Genomic DNA, 17,577 nt, shown 5'->3' with positions numbered 1-17,577 from the left:
CAACGCCCTTCTCGTCTTTTATACTCTACTCTATGTATATTCCCAGGCCCGCTAAATTATTATTTCAGTACGATGACGGATGGAACCGCTTCATTGAGAACAATCATGTCGATGAATGGCAGCTCCTTTCTGTTGAAAAGATGCTCGCTTGTAGCACTTGTGCTATGGGCGTTCGCCGTTATTGTTGCTCTTCTCCTGAATGCACGCACTCACGCTTCTTTTGTCAAACCTGTAAATCCAAAGCCTGCAGTGCCTGTGGCCTCAAAGGCACCGAACAGTGGATCGCCCAACAGCGACATATTTTGCCAGACTGCGAATGGCAACATATCACTCTCACGATGCCCCACCTGCTTTGGCCTTTCTTCAACAACAACTGGCCATTACTTAATCAACTTTTTCGTTGTGCCACCCGTGCCATGCTAAAACATGCCAGACGCAATGGGCTCGAAATTGGTATTTTTTGCGCCTTACATACTTATGGTCGCCAACTTAATCAACATCCGCACATTCATTTATCAGTGACACGAGGCGGTCTCTCGAAATATCACACCTGGAAACCCATTTTTTTCAAAAAGAAAGACGTCGAAAAAGTCTGGCGTAGTGCCGTTATTCGGCTCCTTCGAGACAATTATCCTCAGTTACAACCGAATAAATTACCTGGCTTCGGGCACATTCGGGATTACCCGACCTGGTGTCGTTATCTCAATGCCCAGTTTCAACGTTATTGGAAAGTGCATTTTGCCAAAAAGACCCGAGGGGCTTGGTACAATGTAAAATATCTGGGCCGTTATCTTAAACGTCCCCCCATCTCCGCCTCTCAGCTGAAACATTACAGCGGCGGCGCGGTGGTTCATCATTACTATGACCACCACAGTCAACAATATCGACGACAGACCTTATCCCAAGAAGAAATGATACGGCGTTATGTTAGTCATATCCCTGCACGCCATTTTAAGATGATCCGCTATTACGGTTTTTTAGCCAATCGCAAACGCGGCAGTTTATTACCTAAGGTGTATGATGCGTTGGATATCATGTCCCCTAGCGTACCCGAAAAACCGGGCTTTGCGGCACTGATGAAAGGGTTTTTAAACACAGAGCCGTACCAATGTATTTTATGTGGAAACCGACTGCGATTTATGAGCGCGGAAAAAGGACTACACGCAGCCACTTTATTATCAGAAAGACGGAATAAAATGGCCAAAAAACGATGGTTACAAACGGCAGCCTAGGATCAGTGTACCTATAATTAGGCTTTTAGGTGATAATTTAAGCAAATTGCCATTATCATTGCTCATCAACGAAAAAACGGCCAGAATTTAATAGAAATAGAGAGTTCAAAATACCCTAATTAATGTGTCACTGTATTGATTGAGATTCCTAACCATGAACGTTTTCACACAATTTTGAGGCCCTAAAAGCCGGCGATGAACTGGATATTCCTATAGCTCCGTTACCGGTTTTAGAATGGGAAAACGAAAAACCAGTTTATATTCCACCAGAAGCGCCGAGTGAAGGAGAAATCAAACTGGCACAGTTTGCTTCCAAAGCAGGTCAGTTTTTTACAAAGCAACCTAATCATGAAAAAACTAAAGCATTCACCCAAGAGCTCATCACGACCGCAGCAAGTAGCTATCTGCAAGATTGGTTTAATCATTTTGGTAGCTCACAAATAAAGCTGGTCGCGGATAAAAAATTTTCATTAAAAAATTCGCAAATTGATTTACTGCTGCCTATTTATGAAAACGAAGAAAGTTTATTCTTTACTCAGGGTAGTTTTCACCGTCAAGATAAGCGTATTGAAACCAACCTCGGTTTTGGTGCACGCTGGTACGGTGAAAATCAAATGGTTGGCGGGAATACCTTCTTTGACTATGATATATCGCGTGGTCATTCTCGTTTAGGATTAGGTGTTGAATATCGCCGTGACTTCTTAAAATTGTCAGGCAACAGCTATCATCGTCTTAGCAGCTGGCGCAATGCTCTAGAATTAGTCGATCATTCGGCTAGACCATCTAATGGATGGGATCTCCGCGCAGAAGGTTGGCTACCTATCTATCCACATATTGGTGGAAAGCTCACTTACGAACAATATTATGGTGATGATGTCGCTCTATTCGGTACCAAAAATTTACAACGTGATCCATATTCCATCAATGTCGGCCTCAACTATACTCCGATTCCATTAATCACATTCAATGCGGAACATCGCCAAGGAAAAGCCAGCAAGAAAGATTCGCGAATTGGTTTACAACTGAACTACCAATTTGGCAAAAGCTTGAAGCAACATTTGGATCCAGAGTCCGTCAATGCATTTCGCTCACTCATGGGCAATCGTTATGATTTTGTCAGTCGTAACAACCATATCGTTTTGGATTATAAAAAAAATGACGTAATCCACTTAAACATAACGAACTCTGTCACAGGCTACGCAGGGGAAAAGATCCCTTTAAATTTCACAGTAACCAGCAAATATGGCTTAAGTCACATAAAATGGGATGCTGAAGCACTGGTTGCAGCTGGGGGCCGCATACTCAATGAAAATGGTCAATATAGCCTTGTGTTGCCTTCCTATAAAAATACCAAAAATGCAAACAATTACACCATTACCGCCATTGCTATTGACAAGAAAGGAAATACCTCTTCCAAAGCCATTATCCGTGTTTCGGTTACTCAACCTGCTATTCACACCCTAAAAAGTGTCGTTTCATCCAGCAAAATTGATTTAATCGCTGATGGCAAAAGCAGCCAAAAACTGTCGTTATCCATTAAAGATAAAGCAGGAAATGTCATTGACCTGGCGCCCAAAGAAATCATGCTTGAGCGAGCCACAACTCGAAAATTGAAAAGAGCGATGCCAGCTAGGGGGTTAAAAGCACCACCACCAGCCAAATACACCGCCATCAGCCCATTTTTTCGCTTAGCGGCCGGACAATATGAAGCGACATTAACCGCAGGCACTAAGCCTGAAAGCTTTATATTGGTTCCCAAAGCCCGTAATGCCGCCTTCCCTGAAATCAAAGTCACTATCGTTGCGGATACGACAACGACTCAAGCCACAAAGCCAACTGTCAATACCCAAACCCCTCAGGTCGCTAACGGAAAAGCGCCAGTGGAGGTGAAAACACAGCTTAAAGATGCGAATGGCAACCCTATCATTAATAGTGTAGTGACTTGGAGCTCCAACAAAGATCCGCAAAAAGTGATATTCACCCCTGTGAGCAGTACAACAGATAACAACGGCTATGCCACCACTCTCGTCAACAGCACACAATCTGGTGATGTAGTGATCACCGCAACACCGTCGACGGGTGCGCCACAAGACGTCACGCTAACATTTATCCCGGATGCCACCACTGTGGTGGTGCAACCGCAAAATATTAACATTACTCAAAATGGCTCAACTGCTGATGGGAAAAAACCCAATTTGGTGTCAATTACCATTACCGACCAATTTGGCAACCCATTACCAAATATCGATGTGCAATTTGCAACTGATAAAGGAGCTCTCGCCAATACCCTCGTAAAAACGGATGCTAATGGGGTTGCGCAAACCGCGATCACTAGTAAGCAAGCGGGTGAAGCGAATGTGACGATTACTGTGGATGGCAAAGACGTCCAACATAAAGTTCAATTTGTGGGAGATAACTCAACACCGCAAATCGCAAAACCAATCATCAACCAGGCAACGCAAATCGCCGATGGTCAAAAGCCAATTGAAATCACCACAAAATTAGTCGATGCCCATAATAACCCACTGCCAAATACGGTCGTAACATGGAGCTCAAATAAAAACGCCAATGATGTTCAGTTTGCGCAGCAGACCACTACAACCGATGCTAATGGTCTAGCAACCACCACTATTACCAGCACTGTGGCAGGGGAGATTATCATTACAGCCACTGCGCCGAATGCGACACCACAAGAAGTGAAAGTGGATTTCTTGCCTGATACCACAACAGCTGTGGTGCAATCGAATAATATTCAAGTATCCCAGCCAAGCACTGTCGCGAACAGTCACTCGGCAAATACCATTTCTATTACCGTGACCGATGCAAAAGGTAACCTACTTCCAAATGTCGAGGTCACATTCGCTACAGATAAAGGAACATTAGCTGATAGCAAAGTGACCACAAACAGCCAAGGGGTTGCACAAACCGCTATTTCCAGCGATAAAGCTGGAGATGCTACCGTGACGATCACCGTGGATGGCAAAGATGTTAAACAGATTATCTCGTTTGTTGGGGATAAAAACACACCACAGGTTGTGAAACCGACAACCAATACCGCCTCACAGATTGCCAATGGTAATAAGCCATTTGAAGTCAAAACACAAATTGTGGATGCCAATAATAACCCGCTACCAAATACCGTAGTTAATTGGACATCAAATAAGAAGGACAATGAGGTTAGCTTCTCTGAAACCAGTAGTATTACTGATGCCAATGGCTTTGCTATAACTCAAGTCACCAGTACTGTTTCAGGTGATGTCGTGATCACGGCTGTAACACCTAACGCCACATCACGCGACATTATCCTTACGTTTTTACCGGATCCAACCACTGCAACGATTAAACCTGCAGATATCACTGTCGGTTCAATGACACCCGTTGCGAATGGAGTGACAGGCAATCCAATTGCAGTTACCGTGACCGATGCTAATGGCAACGTTGTTCCAAATGTTGAAGTTCAATTTACAACCAATAACGGTTCTCTGACTGACCCAAAAGTGATGACAGATAACCAAGGTGTGGCAAAAACCACCATCACTAGCAATCAAGCTGGAGATGCCAAAATCACAGTGACTGTTGGTGGAACATCGTTTGATAAAACTGTCGTATTCATTGCAAATATACAAACGGCGAATGTCAGTTCAGTCATGCCAGAAGTTAAAAGTCAGTATCTCGCCGATGGCAAAATGACCGTCACTTATACTGCAAAAATTGTGGATGCCAATAACAACCCCGTTTCTGGTGTTGATGTCGACTGGCTGTCTAACTTAAGTGCATCGGAAGTGAAATTTAGCCAAGTAAAAACCAAGACCAATACCCAAGGGGAAACGACGACCACCATAACCAGCACAAAAGCTGAAATGGTGGTCGTGACAGCATCGACAAATGGCGATGGGAAGATGGCAAAAGAGATTTATTTTGTTGCCGATAAAGCCCAAGCTAAAATCACATCGTTGAACGTCAAGCAGTCAACTATCGTAGCTAATGGCGTGGATAAAACCGATGTTTACGTCTTCGTGGAAGATAACTACGGTAACCCTGTTGAAGGTATAGATATTCAATTACAGACGAACAATGGTGCCGTACTCTCCGTGGTCACAGCGTTCTCTAAAACAGATATCAATGGCTTGGTTCACGCCACACTGTCTACCTCACAAGCTGCCAATAATATTATGGTTGCAGCAGTATTAGCGAACGGTAGCCAACAACCGATTTCGAGCACCGTAAAAGCGGTCGCTGATAATACGACGGCGACGGTGACGATTACATCATCAGTGAACCAAGTGCAAATTCGCCCACAAGCCCAGAAAGTGTTACTGACGGCAACTGTCGTTGATAACCTGAACAACCCATTAGTTGAAACACCTGTCACTTGGCTCAGTGATAACAACACACTGAGTATAAACACCACACGTACCGATCATCGAGGGCAAGTTACCGTTGAATTATCGGGCTATATTGCAGGAGAAACGACGGTCACCGCACAACTGCTTAACCGCCGTGAAGCACAGGAAAAAATTCAATTTATTGCTGGAGATGCAAACCCACTATATAGTTTCTTTGAGATTAAACCACAAACTATTGTGGCGAATAATCGTGAACAAGCGACAGCCACGTTGACCTTACGTGACCAATGGAATAACCCAGTTACAGGGCAAACAATTGATTGGGATAGTAACAACAACGCCATTACATTTACGGATTCAAAAGAGCTAGCGAACACCGGTGAGTACCAAGTTAAAGTGAGTGGTAACCTTGCTGATACCATTGATATCACAGCTAGAAATGGTGCTGTTTTCAAACAGAAAAGCCTCGGTTTAATTGCAGACAGCGCCACCGCGCTCATCAAGGACATTAACATCACCAGTAACGCCTCAGTTCCTGCTGATGGCATCAGCCGCATTACTGTACAAGCAACCATTACAGATGCCGCCAATAATCTGGCGCCTGCGGGTATTGCTATTGGTTGGCGTAGTGATGTTGGTGAGCTATCACAACCCGTTAGCCGCACAGATAATAACGGTATTGCCCAAATTACTTTAACTAGCACACAAGCAGGAAAAGGCAACGTCACCGCCATTTTAGGTCAAAATACTAAGCAAACCGTTCAAAATATCGAGTTCTTAGCAGGGAACGTTTCTAGCAGCACCTCAAGCGTTGCGCTGAGCACTCCATCATTAACCGCAGCAACAGGTGAAACTGAAATTACCGTTACGCTGAAAGATGACATTGGAAACCGACTGGGTAACTTGGCGAATAAAATCAAGCTGGATTACTCAACTGATTTGGGCTTAGCAAAATCACCGACTTTCACAGAGATAACGCCTGTAGGAACCTATCGTGCGAAGTTAAACAGCACCAAAGCAGGCAAGACAGACATTACAGTCCTTGTTGATGGTGTGACTTTGAACCAGATATCCCCTCTGACTGTAATTGCTGACACACAAAGCGCACAGGTACGTGGTAATATCCAGATTTCAAAAGCAACGGAAACCGTCGGCAATAAAGTCACTGTCAGCGCCCAGTTTGAAGATGCTAATGGTAACCAACTCGGCGCAGGTATTCCTGTATTCTGGACGGCTAATGATGGCAGTCAATTGTCGGATAACCAAACAACCACTGATGCTAATGGACGTAGCGAAATTACCGTTCAACGTAATGATGTTGGTTATGCAAATATCACCGTTAACTTAACATCGCAAAACACGAAAACTGCCCCAACTATCTCCTTTACACAAGGCGCGATTGATGTCAGTAAAACAGTATTCAATGTAACCCCTGCCACAGTTGTGGCGGGTCAACCTGCGACGGTTGAGCTGATATTAAAGGATCAGTTTGGTAATTTATTAACCAATCAAATACCTGCTATTCAAATCAGTAGCAATAACAATGATGTAAGAATTGCTTCGGTAACGATGCCATCGGCTGGGGTATATCACGCGGTTGTGAGCAGTGATAAAACAGGTGTTGCCATATTATCAGCAAACCTCAACGGCAGCGTATTGTCGCAAACCTTAACGTTGAATGTGACCAGTGACAAAGCTACTAGCATCATCACCAGCGTAGTTCCCAGCACCAATAACATTCGGGCGGGTAATAGCCAAGGCGTAGTTTATACTGCCAAGGTTGTGGATCAGTTCCATAACCCGGTACCGCAGGTAAATGTCTCATGGCACTTACAGGGTAAAGCAGAACCTTTCCCACACTCATCAATAACAGATATTAACGGTAGCACTAAAATTACGGTCACCAGCCATACCGTAGGTGCATTAGTGATGACAGCCGCACTTTCCGCAAGCGAAGATAAAAAAGCCAGTGTGGTTAACGTCCTTGCTGGTACGGTAAACATCGCCAACTCTACCTTTACGACCAGTAAAACTGATATTGGTCCAGATGGACTAGAAAGCACCTTGTTCACGGTTAAATTGCAAGATGATTTTGGCAACGCCTTACTGAATGAAACGGTTGATATTACAAGTAATGTCCCAACTCAGGATTTTACTATCAGTCCAGTCACCAATCACCAAGATGGTCACTACAGTGCAACAGCTACCGCGACGAAGCAAGGCACCGTTAAGGTCACAGCAAAAGTTGGCAATAAAACCATTGCCAACCCGATTGAAATCAAAGTCGACGCCATTAACCCAACGCTACGTTTTGACAACATGCAACAGCGCCTGACTTACTCTTCCGCGGTGAATAATGGTCAGGTTGTTAAGGGGTTACCAAATGGTGCTCAACCCATTTGGTCCAGTGATAACACCAGTATTGCCACCGTGGATCAACAAGGGAAAGTAAAGTTAAAAAAGGCTGGGCGCACCAAGATTTGGGCTCGCATCGATGGAAATGGCATATATAAATCCGCAGCGGCTAGCTATGAGGTAGACATTGAAAAAGCCAAACCAAACTTAGTATTAACCAGTGTAGACACTATTTCCGCAGTTTGGTCGGATAACCAAGCTCACGATATTCAAACTTCATTTGGTAATACGGATGTCACTACCGCCATTCCTCTCGAATATGTCAGCCAAAATACTAACATCGCCCAAATGGATTCTGTTTCTGGTGCAATTACTCAGGTCAAGCCTGGAGTAGCAAAACTGACAGTGCGTTCCAAAGAAACGGATCAGTTTGTTTCTGAAAGCCAAGATATTACCTATAACCTCGCAAAAGCACGTTTTAATGTTAATTTTAACCAACAAGAGCAAGAAATTACGGATCAGCGTAATCTTTTTAGGCTACAACAAACCAGTGTTGCTATCCCACCTAAAGCAGACATTGAATGGAACTCAGGAGCCAATAATGTCGTTAATATTGCCAAAAATGGCTCGGTTCAAAGCCTAGGCAAAGGCGAAGCCAATTTAACCATGACAGTAAAAGCCAATGATTACTTTGAGCAAAGTAGTGGTAATTATAAGGTCAAGGTATACACAAAGCCTTTAATTACGATAAATTCAATCTCTTATGGAAATAATGGCAACCAAGAAACTAACGCATCGTATTGGTCCCCCGTTTATACCGACGATAACCTAACGGTTAACTGGTCTGTCGCAGGAACAAGTGATTTTGATATGCCTTCTGATGTCAAAATCGTCATAACAAAACCAGATGGCGGGATAGATAGCGTTCCATCATCGGTTACTAGCGGCCCGCGTTCAAATACCTATGCGCCAAAACAAAGCTATTTGAAAAATAACCAAAAAGTTAAAGTTGAAATTATTGCTATAGGTAAGTCCCAACACAGAATTGAAAACCGAATCCAAGCTGTTGATGTTCCTATTGTTATAACTGAACCCAAATATATCGGAAACTTATCTATTAGCTATAAGACTTTCGCTTACGTCGTAGGAGACGACGTAGTTGATAACGATAATAGTTGTAATCCTCCTTCTGCTATTTTCAATAACCATCGTAATGCGATTGTATTCCCTAAAGTATATATTGGGTTATCAGGAAAACAATTATTAGAGAATATTCAGGTGAGTCATCAGATATTAAAGTCTGAATATAGCGGGAGTGAATCGTTTAGTTCAGATAGGCTAACGTATCCAGTACTGACAAATCCAACTCATGGTCTAGATACCTATGAGTACACATATTCACAGGTTAAGAATAAGGCAATAAAAAATGAATGTTATACGACTCATAAAGGTAACGGAAACCTCACCACAATACTAGAATTTGCAGGCCAACAATCTAAACTCCAAACCCATTTCTCTTGGAGGGGTTAGTAACTTATTCCACAGGGCGCTTTGCGCCCTGTGAGGTTGATGACAAAGAGGGATAAAAAAACGTGGTTTTTCCCTCTTTGTGTTATCAGGTGAAAATCAATAAATTGTAACGCCTAAGTAAATACTCGTAAGATATTAGAGATTTTTAAACATATGATTAAATCACAATATGAATTTTATTACCTTATTGATAGCCGTATAACGAATATTTATACTACGAAGATTAAAACAGGAAATCCTTTACTACTAAAGTGGCATACCATTTAGTACAATTTGACTTAAAAGGATTAATGCAAAGTTTTAATGTTAATCATCATACAAACCTCTCACTGACTCACCAAATCTTTGATACTAAAATAACTATCACTTTAAAAAAACAAAAAAGAAAATAGAAATCAAAATATTTTCATTTCTATTAAGATGCCTAGAATATACATATTTCACAGAATCATAGAAAATTGATCAAATAATGATCTTCCTAGATTGATGCCTTTATGAAATAAATCAAAAACCCAAAACAATTAAGCCAAATCACAGAGGTTAAATATAAAAATATAATATTGTTAATGTTTTATTTTCTGTTTTTTTTGGTTTTATGTATCGATATAAGGTAAATTAATGATTTATTGTGTTGATCAAAAACAGTACACTGAAATTTACATTTGTTATAACATTGCATAGATTTAAATTTAAATCATTGAAAATAAAAAAATAATCCTCAATCCAAAGATTTAAAATTAATAATAGTAAACATGTAAATATTTAAGGCGTCATTTTGGGACTAATTGAAAATAATTATAAGGATAGTATATCATTCAGTGAGTGGCACTTGAGGGTCACTATATATTTAGCCAAAATTTAAAAGGCACAGATTATATTAAATCACTTTTATAAAATCTGAAAAATTCACATTGATTGTTATCTCAACAATATAATTTAATAGAGAATATTTATGAATAGAAAATTTCCTGTCGCTTATGCTGTCGGACAAAAAATCAAGTCATTAAGAAAGTCTCAAGGTTATACTGTGTTTCAATTAGCACGAGAATGTAATATCAGTGAACAACAGCTATTCCGTTATGAACGAGGTGTTAATCGTATTGATATTGATTGCTTAGCTAGAGTAACAAAAATATTAGATGTTAATATCAGTGATATATTTTGTGATGTATTTCAAGACAATCAAGATACTAAATACGAAAATAAAATCCAAGAATCCGTTGAGTCTTACGCACAATGTGCGTAATTAGCATTCCGTATTAACTTCAATTATTTCTTGATTTTAAAAAGTCCATATATGATGTTCCTGTATAAAAAGTAAAAGCCTGTTTTCAGGCTTTTACTTTTTATTTTACTTCGAGCTCTGTTTTGCCAATATAGAAGCCTTCCACCTTTGTTTGCGCTTTTCCCTCACAAGCACTACCCTATATGCTGTTTTATTCACCAATCTGCAAAAGACCATGTCACAACCAACTACATTAATGCAGCGATTCGGATTTGATTCTGACCGTTTACGCTTTGCAATGATCACCGCCTGCGCATCCATTCTCGCGCTATTTATTGCAAAATATTTTGGACTTGCTCACCCCCAATGGGCGGCAATGACTGTATGGGCTTCCGCGCAACCTTGGCGTGAAAACTTATTAGAAAAAAGTTGGTGGCGGTTTGCTGGCACTGTTATTGGTGTCGTTGCTGGCATTGTACTCATTCAAATTCACCTAATCAGCCCATTATTATTTGTGATCGGTTTAGCCGGATGGTTAGGTGCATGCAGCGGTATTGGACAGCTACAAAAAGGCTTTGTGGCTTATGGCACTTTTTTAGCGGGCTATTCTGCCGTGATGGTGAGTATGCTCAGCGTTCATGCCACCGACAATATTTTTTCCGTTGCATGGGATCGATTTTGGACTATTTTAGTGGGTGTATTATGTGCGGTTTTGTTTAATTTTTTATTTACCTCCAAGCGTGAACAAGCATCCATCATCGCGTTAAAGCAACAAATTGATCAGCAGTTTTACACTATGTTGCACCGTTCTTTATATAGAAAAGAGTCGATTAAACAACAGGACATTGACGCTTTATGGCAGCAAATGGCCACCTATGATGAACAGTTAGAGGCCAACCGTATTGGGTGGCGTTATCACCGTAAACAAGTCGTAAAAGCTCGCCAACAACTACTCGCTCAAAGCCAAATTTTGCTACAACTTGATAAATTTAAAGAGGTAGCGGCATTTCCATTTCCAGCGACACTACCGACTGAATCACAATGGAAACATATCCTGTCTCTGTGCCCAACTGGCGTATTGAAAAATCTCTTAATCCCGCTGTTTTATGTGTCAAAAGGGTTATCCATCAAGGCACAACACCGTGTAGATAAGCTAAAACTCCACCATGACCGCATTGCCGCTTGGCAAACTTTTGCACGCTCGTTTGTTGCCATTGCCACCGTCGGCTTACTCTGGTTAGCGACTCAATGGCAAGCTCTCGCCTATCTAACGCTAGGTTTATCCGTGATGATCGCATTGTTCGCATCCCTTGATTACCCTGCAAGGTTTATGAAAAACATCTTTACGGGACAATCTTTTGGGGCACTTTCCGCGTTGGTTTGTACTTGGTGTCTATGGCCATTCGCATCATCATCATGGCAAATGACCTTATTCATTGTGCCCGTTATCATCAGTGGAATTTTAGTTTTCGCCCACAAGAAACTGATTTTAATCGCCTTTGATTACATTATGGTCTCTTTGATCTTACTGCAACCAAACTACCCTTTTACATTAAGTTTTCCAGAAAGCCTCGGTAATGCCATCGCCATTATTTGTGGACCGTTAGTCGCGATGGGGGCTTTTTATTGGATTTACCCAACAAATCCGAAAAAACGTTACCAAAACCTTATTTTACTCAGCGAACAACAATTTAAGATGGGTCTTCATAAGATTATTTCAGGACAAAAACCATCAACATCACAGATGAGCCATCGCCTATTCAGCGGGTTAATATTGGCGCGTAAGAGTGATTATCCATTTGATAGAACAATACAATTTTTTGCCATCCGCCACGCTATTTGGCTCAATCTGATGCAAGTTTATAAACAATTTTCTGACTCTGAATCACACAATCGCGCCCTAAAAGGACTCGTTTTACGTTTGCAGCACCCACAGACTGATGTTGAAAAAATTCACCGTCTTCTGCAAACACTATTACGTAGGCAACAAAATAGTGCTGAATTACGTCAATTATATAATGATGTTCACCTCTACCTATATTATTTAGATAATAACAATTGAATATAAAAAATAACAATCAGTGAGAGATTGAAAACAATAAAATAAATTATCGCTCTAAATTGATTATAAAAAATAAATCTCTTATTTAAATTATAGAGCCCCAACATATCATTAATAAATAATAAAAAAAATCGAGGGTTCATTTAAAAAAATTTTAAGTAAACCCTCGATAAACCCAATCTATCACAAACGTAAAATTTGTTATATTTTCGTTTAATATCAGTAATTTGATAAATATCATACAACCCTCTCTTTTTCACTCTTCTGTTTGACTTACCCAATTCCTATTTGCATAGTGGTACTCATAATAATTTTTATACTTTTCTGTTTTTTATTTTCAATCCTGTCTATTCCAATAAATTTAAATATATCTGATTACAACTTATGAAAGAGGTTTTCATGACTAGGGAATTATTTTCTACTAATGAAATGAAATTATTATTTGAAAAATTAGCATCCTTTACGGTTTATCCTGAAAATAAAGGTGTGACACGTTTGGCCTATACACCCACAGACCAATTGGCACACCAATACATGATAGAAACCATGCAAAAAGCAGGGTTTACTGTTCGCCAAGATGCGATAGGGAATATTTTCTGCCGATTACCGGGAAAAAATCCCGACTTACCTGCTGTTGGCACTGGCTCTCATTTGGACACGGTTCCTAATGGTGGTGCTTATGATGGTACGCTTGGTGTCGTGGCAGGGTTTTATGCGTTGATGCAATTTGAGCCACAGCAATTATCCCGTTCCCTTGAACTCGTTATTTTCAGGGCGGAAGAATCCAGCCGATTTGGCTTTTCCTGTATTGGCAGCAAAGTGTTACTTGGGAAAGTTGATCGTGAAAAGTGGGCTCTCAACCGAGATGATGATGGACGCAGTTTTTTCGATGTCCTCGATAGTCTTGGTTACCCAAGCCACGAAATTGAACAGTGCCAATTGGCGGACAACCATTATTCAGCGTTTATCGAAATGCATATCGAACAAGGTCGGCGCCTTGAACTTGAAGAAAAATCAGTGGGAATTGTGAACGGAATTGCCGCGCCAACCCGCTTCCAAGTTCAGGTGACAGGGCATGCAGATCACTCCGGTGCCACGCCAATGTATCAACGCCACGATGCATTAGTGGCCAGCGCCGCCATTATCAGTGATGTGAATCGCGCGGCTTGCCGTGAATCTGTATGGGGAACCGTCGGTACCATTGGGAAACTCAATGTATATCCAAATTCCATGAACGTGATTCCCGGTGAAGTGAACTTCTTAGTCGATATTCGCGGTATTGAGCCAGAAAGTATTGCCCGCGTTGCCACTCACTTGAAAAATTCCATTAAAAAATCTGAACAAGACAACGATGTTTCGATTCAAATTCGTGAAATTTCAGCAGAAGCACCGGTGAAATTAAATAACGAGATTTGTCAGTGCATTGAACAACATTGCCTTGAGCAAAACATCGGTTATATGACCATGTTGAGCGGTGCTGGTCATGACTCTATGAATCTCGCCCAAAAATTCCCAACCGCCATGATTTTCACACCATCAAAAAATGGGATTAGCCATCACCCTGATGAATTTACGGATTTCGATGACATTATTATTGCCGCCAATCTATTGAAAGATACCCTGCATTCTTTAGCAAAATAAAGCGTTAGCAAAATAATTCTTAGCAAAGTGAAAAAAGCCGCTGGGAGATTACTCTCTCAGCGGCTTTTCCCATCACCCAAAATTACATTAATGACACCAAACATCCGGTATACAGCTGATAGGCTGTTAACATCTGTTTTTCATCGAAATCAAAATTAGCTTGGTGATGCCCTGCGGTTCTGTCTGCACCGACAACAAAATACAGAGATTTACCCCCATGACGCTGGACGCGTTTTGCCAAGATAGTGGCATCTTCGCTACCGCCAAACGGGCGAGTCGCCACTGCCGTTAATTCCCCATGTTGCCCTACCACACTTGCTAAGGTATCAATCAGCTCTTGGTCATTGGTTAAATCAACCGCTTCTCCCATCACTTCACTTTCCATTTCTAACTGGAAGCTGTGCGCGGAACCTTCTGCCATGCGAATCGCATTTTCGCTCATAAAGCGGTTAATCTCTTCATTTTCACCACGGACTTCTATCTGCATTTGCGCATAGGATGGCGTCACATTTCGCCCTTCACCGGCATTCAGTACTCCAACGTTAATGCGCGACATTCCTTTACCGTGTCTTGAAATTCCCAACATTTGCGTTGTGGCATGACAAGCGCCGGCTAACGCATTACGCCCCAATTCAGGCTCAGCTCCCGCATGGGATGGTGCGCCTTTGAAACGAAAATCCAGTTTTGTTGTGCAGAGGAAATGGGTTGGGTTAATCACAATTTCACCGCTATTGGCAATGAACCCTAAGTGCGCCCCTAAGAAATAATCCACATCATCCACAATGCCACTTTCTGCCATCGCTCTCGCACCACGAACGCCTTCTTCCGCAGGTTGGAATAACAGTTTTACTTTGCCAGATAAGCTCTCTTTATTTGCCACTAACCAATGCGCAACCGCTAAACCAATCGCGATATGCCCATCATGACCACACGCGTGCATTTCGCCAGGATGACAAGAGCTAAAATTATCATTTTTTGGTCGATGGGTTTCATCGGTACTTTCTGTCACGCCGACACAGTCAATGTCAAAACGTAGTGCGATTGTCGGTCCCGCTTTGCCGCTATCGAAAATGGCAACACACCCTGTCAGCTCCTGCATTTCAGCCAACAGATTTTCATCAACTTGGTGCTTTCTCGCCACCGCTAAACCTTTATCAACCACTTTTTGTTGGCGTCCAAAGGCATATTCAGGGTTGATCACTTGCGGGCCCACTTTGACGTCCAAGTTTAAACGACGCAGTTCTTCAACGATTTTTGCTGTGGTTAAAAACTCAGACCAACCAATTTCCGGGTATTGATGAAATTCACGACGCCATTGAGTCAGTTGTTCTAATGTAATGTTTGACATGTTATCTCCTTAAAATTAAAGCATGATGAGCGCAATGAAGATCACCCCAACAATCATGCCGGGCGCAGTACGCTTCACAATTTCCATCGGGTTCACATTGGCTAAGCCTGCACAGACGATAGCTGCACCTGCTAACGGTGACATGGTTCTACCCAGTGCACCTGAAATTGCAGAAGCCATCCCCAAGTCAGGAATTTCATAACCAAATTGCTGGGCAAATGGTGTTACCGTTTCGTTGAAAGCAAACGCGGCTGCATCACCTGAACCCGTGATAATTCCCATTAAGAATGGGCCCAATGTCCCACCCCAACGTGCAAATTCAGGAGAGTGGATCAGAAAACCAATAAAGGAATCAATTAAGCCAGATGCTTTGAGACCCGCAGAGAAAACGGCAGCAGCGATGATGATCCCAAGAACATCCCCATAAGCATTCCCCATTCCTTTAAAAAACTCTTTAGTAATGGTTGAAGGGTTAGTACGCGTGATAACTAACGCATAAATTGCCCCGATGACCATCGCTGCTGGCACACTGATTTGATACGCTTTCAGTGCATCCATAAATGGCAAAATTAATATAATCAATGGAATAAACGGCGCTGTCGCGTAAAGATAATTTGGTTGCTCTGCCGCTGCGTTTTGTTCTGTGCCTGCGGTGCCATTCACTTCAACAACCGCTTTCATGTTGTACTCTTTTTTCACTAAAGCCACTACCGCTAAGGAAACGGCGGCGATACCCCCAACGGCTAAGCTGTATGGCCCGTGGCGAGCAATTAAGTCAACAATGCTCATGTTCGACATCTGCGCCACAAATGGGTTATGTGACAACCCGGGACTCAGCATAGAACCTATCGTACCGCACAGCACGGCACCACCAGCAATAGCTGGGTGAATACGCGCAGCAATCAGTAACGGAATCAATGTCGCACCCACCGCAGCAGCACACCCAGCCGCAGAAGGGATCGCGATATTAATAAAGAAAGTCAGTACGACTGCCGCGGGGATCAGGAAAAAACCCAGTCGAGTCAGAACACGAGATAACACCAGTACTAAGTGTTTATCGCACTTGGTGTATTTCATCACATAGGCAAAACCCATACTGGAACAAATGGCTTGGATCAGCGGAGCCGAAACCATGCGCTCGCTAAATGCATTTAAGGCATCCATTGGCACAAGGCTAATAATACAAAGTACTAGCCCCGCAGCAATTAATACCATCCGAGTTTCATATTTTTTAATTAAAAGATAAATTGTAGCAACGATAACTAATGCCGCGATAATTTGTATTATCATGACTAACCTCTTTTATTCCCTGGAGAAATAGATAGAACAAATAAAGAAAAGAATGAATTTTTTAATTGGTAATTCATTGTGAACTTTAATTGTTTTATTTAATTGAGGAATATCAATTTTAATTCCCTATCTGGAAATTAACCGCCATTTTGTGATCAGCGCGATGTTTACTATAAAAAAATCATTCAAAATTAAAAAATATCCTTTAAAAACATAATCATGATCAACCAGAAAGAAACATTAAACTCCGTCAAAATGACTATAAAATATACGTTGTTATCATTTTGGTAATATTGAAACTCTTTTTTTACTCTTTACTTATTAAATTACATAAATAATTAGATTTATAAATAAAGATTCTCATTTAGATTGAAATCATGTTTTAATCAAAAAAATGAGTAATAAATCCCAATCAACAATTTAAATGCGTAATAATAAATAAAATATTAAAAGTTGTTTTAACATTATATTTTATTGAATAAATATAAATAAAAAAAACGAACTATCGACACCCACACATTCGGAAGTCTTTTATCTTAATTTCACGT

Annotated in this window: 7 protein-coding genes; 5 read left to right on the top strand and 2 right to left on the bottom strand. The window is 41.4% G+C overall.

Annotated features, from left to right (window positions below; translation table 11 throughout):
• Positions 1-32 precede the first annotated feature (32 nt).
• The 5 genes from GKR48_RS00925 to GKR48_RS00905 all read left to right on the top strand — a co-directional run bounded on the left by GKR48_RS00925 (position 33) and on the right by GKR48_RS00905 (position 14,391).
• Entirely contained in the window at positions 33-1,232 is a 1,200-nt protein-coding gene (locus GKR48_RS00925) for an IS91 family transposase (RefSeq protein WP_154626261.1), read from the top strand.
• A 200-nt stretch (positions 1,233-1,432) separates the two neighbouring features.
• Positions 1,433-9,463 (top strand): Ig-like domain-containing protein, encoded by an 8,031-nt coding sequence (locus tag GKR48_RS00920; RefSeq protein ID WP_336431103.1) that lies wholly within the window; start codon positions 1,433-1,435, stop codon positions 9,461-9,463.
• Between the two features lie 952 nt (positions 9,464-10,415).
• Entirely contained in the window at positions 10,416-10,709 is a 294-nt protein-coding gene (locus tag GKR48_RS00915; RefSeq protein WP_154626257.1) for a helix-turn-helix domain-containing protein, read from the top strand.
• Between the two features lie 214 nt (positions 10,710-10,923).
• Entirely contained in the window at positions 10,924-12,750 is a 1,827-nt protein-coding gene (locus GKR48_RS00910; protein ID WP_154626255.1) for an FUSC family protein, read from the top strand.
• Positions 12,751-13,149: 399 nt separating this feature from the next.
• Positions 13,150-14,391, top strand: a complete 1,242-nt coding sequence (locus GKR48_RS00905) for a Zn-dependent hydrolase (RefSeq protein ID WP_154626253.1) — start codon at positions 13,150-13,152, stop codon at positions 14,389-14,391.
• An 82-nt stretch (positions 14,392-14,473) separates the two neighbouring features.
• Here the strand turns inward: GKR48_RS00905 and GKR48_RS00900 are convergent, their stop codons facing one another.
• Together GKR48_RS00900 and dcuC are read right to left on the bottom strand one after the other, a co-directional pair.
• On the bottom strand, positions 14,474-15,739 hold the full coding sequence (locus tag GKR48_RS00900; protein ID WP_036949898.1) for an amidohydrolase: 1,266 nt from the start codon (positions 15,737-15,739) through the stop codon (positions 14,474-14,476).
• Between the two features lie 15 nt (positions 15,740-15,754).
• Positions 15,755-17,029 (bottom strand): C4-dicarboxylate transporter DcuC, encoded by a 1,275-nt coding sequence (gene dcuC, locus GKR48_RS00895; protein ID WP_154626251.1) that lies wholly within the window; start codon positions 17,027-17,029, stop codon positions 15,755-15,757.
• Positions 17,030-17,577 lie beyond the last annotated feature (548 nt).

This window comes from Providencia sp. wls1943 (assembly GCF_009706275.1).
GTDB classification, from domain to species: domain Bacteria; phylum Pseudomonadota; class Gammaproteobacteria; order Enterobacterales; family Enterobacteriaceae; genus Providencia; species Providencia zhijiangensis.
The sequence above is the reverse complement of the archived record's forward strand: the minus strand, read 5'-3'. Positions and strand labels throughout refer to the sequence as shown.

Excerpts from the sequence above, each read along its gene's own strand:
- GKR48_RS00910 (WP_154626255.1), top strand. The coding sequence starts at position 10,924 with ATGTCACAACCAACTACATTAATGCAGCGATTCGGATTTGATTCTGAC.
- dcuC (WP_154626251.1), bottom strand. The coding sequence starts at position 17,029 with ATGATAATACAAATTATCGCGGCATTAGTTATCGTTGCTACAATTTAT.
- GKR48_RS00900 (WP_036949898.1), bottom strand. The coding sequence starts at position 15,739 with ATGTCAAACATTACATTAGAACAACTGACTCAATGGCGTCGTGAATTT.
- GKR48_RS00925 (WP_154626261.1), top strand. The coding sequence starts at position 33 with ATGTATATTCCCAGGCCCGCTAAATTATTATTTCAGTACGATGACGGA.
- GKR48_RS00915 (WP_154626257.1), top strand. The coding sequence starts at position 10,416 with ATGAATAGAAAATTTCCTGTCGCTTATGCTGTCGGACAAAAAATCAAG.
- GKR48_RS00905 (WP_154626253.1), top strand. The coding sequence starts at position 13,150 with ATGACTAGGGAATTATTTTCTACTAATGAAATGAAATTATTATTTGAA.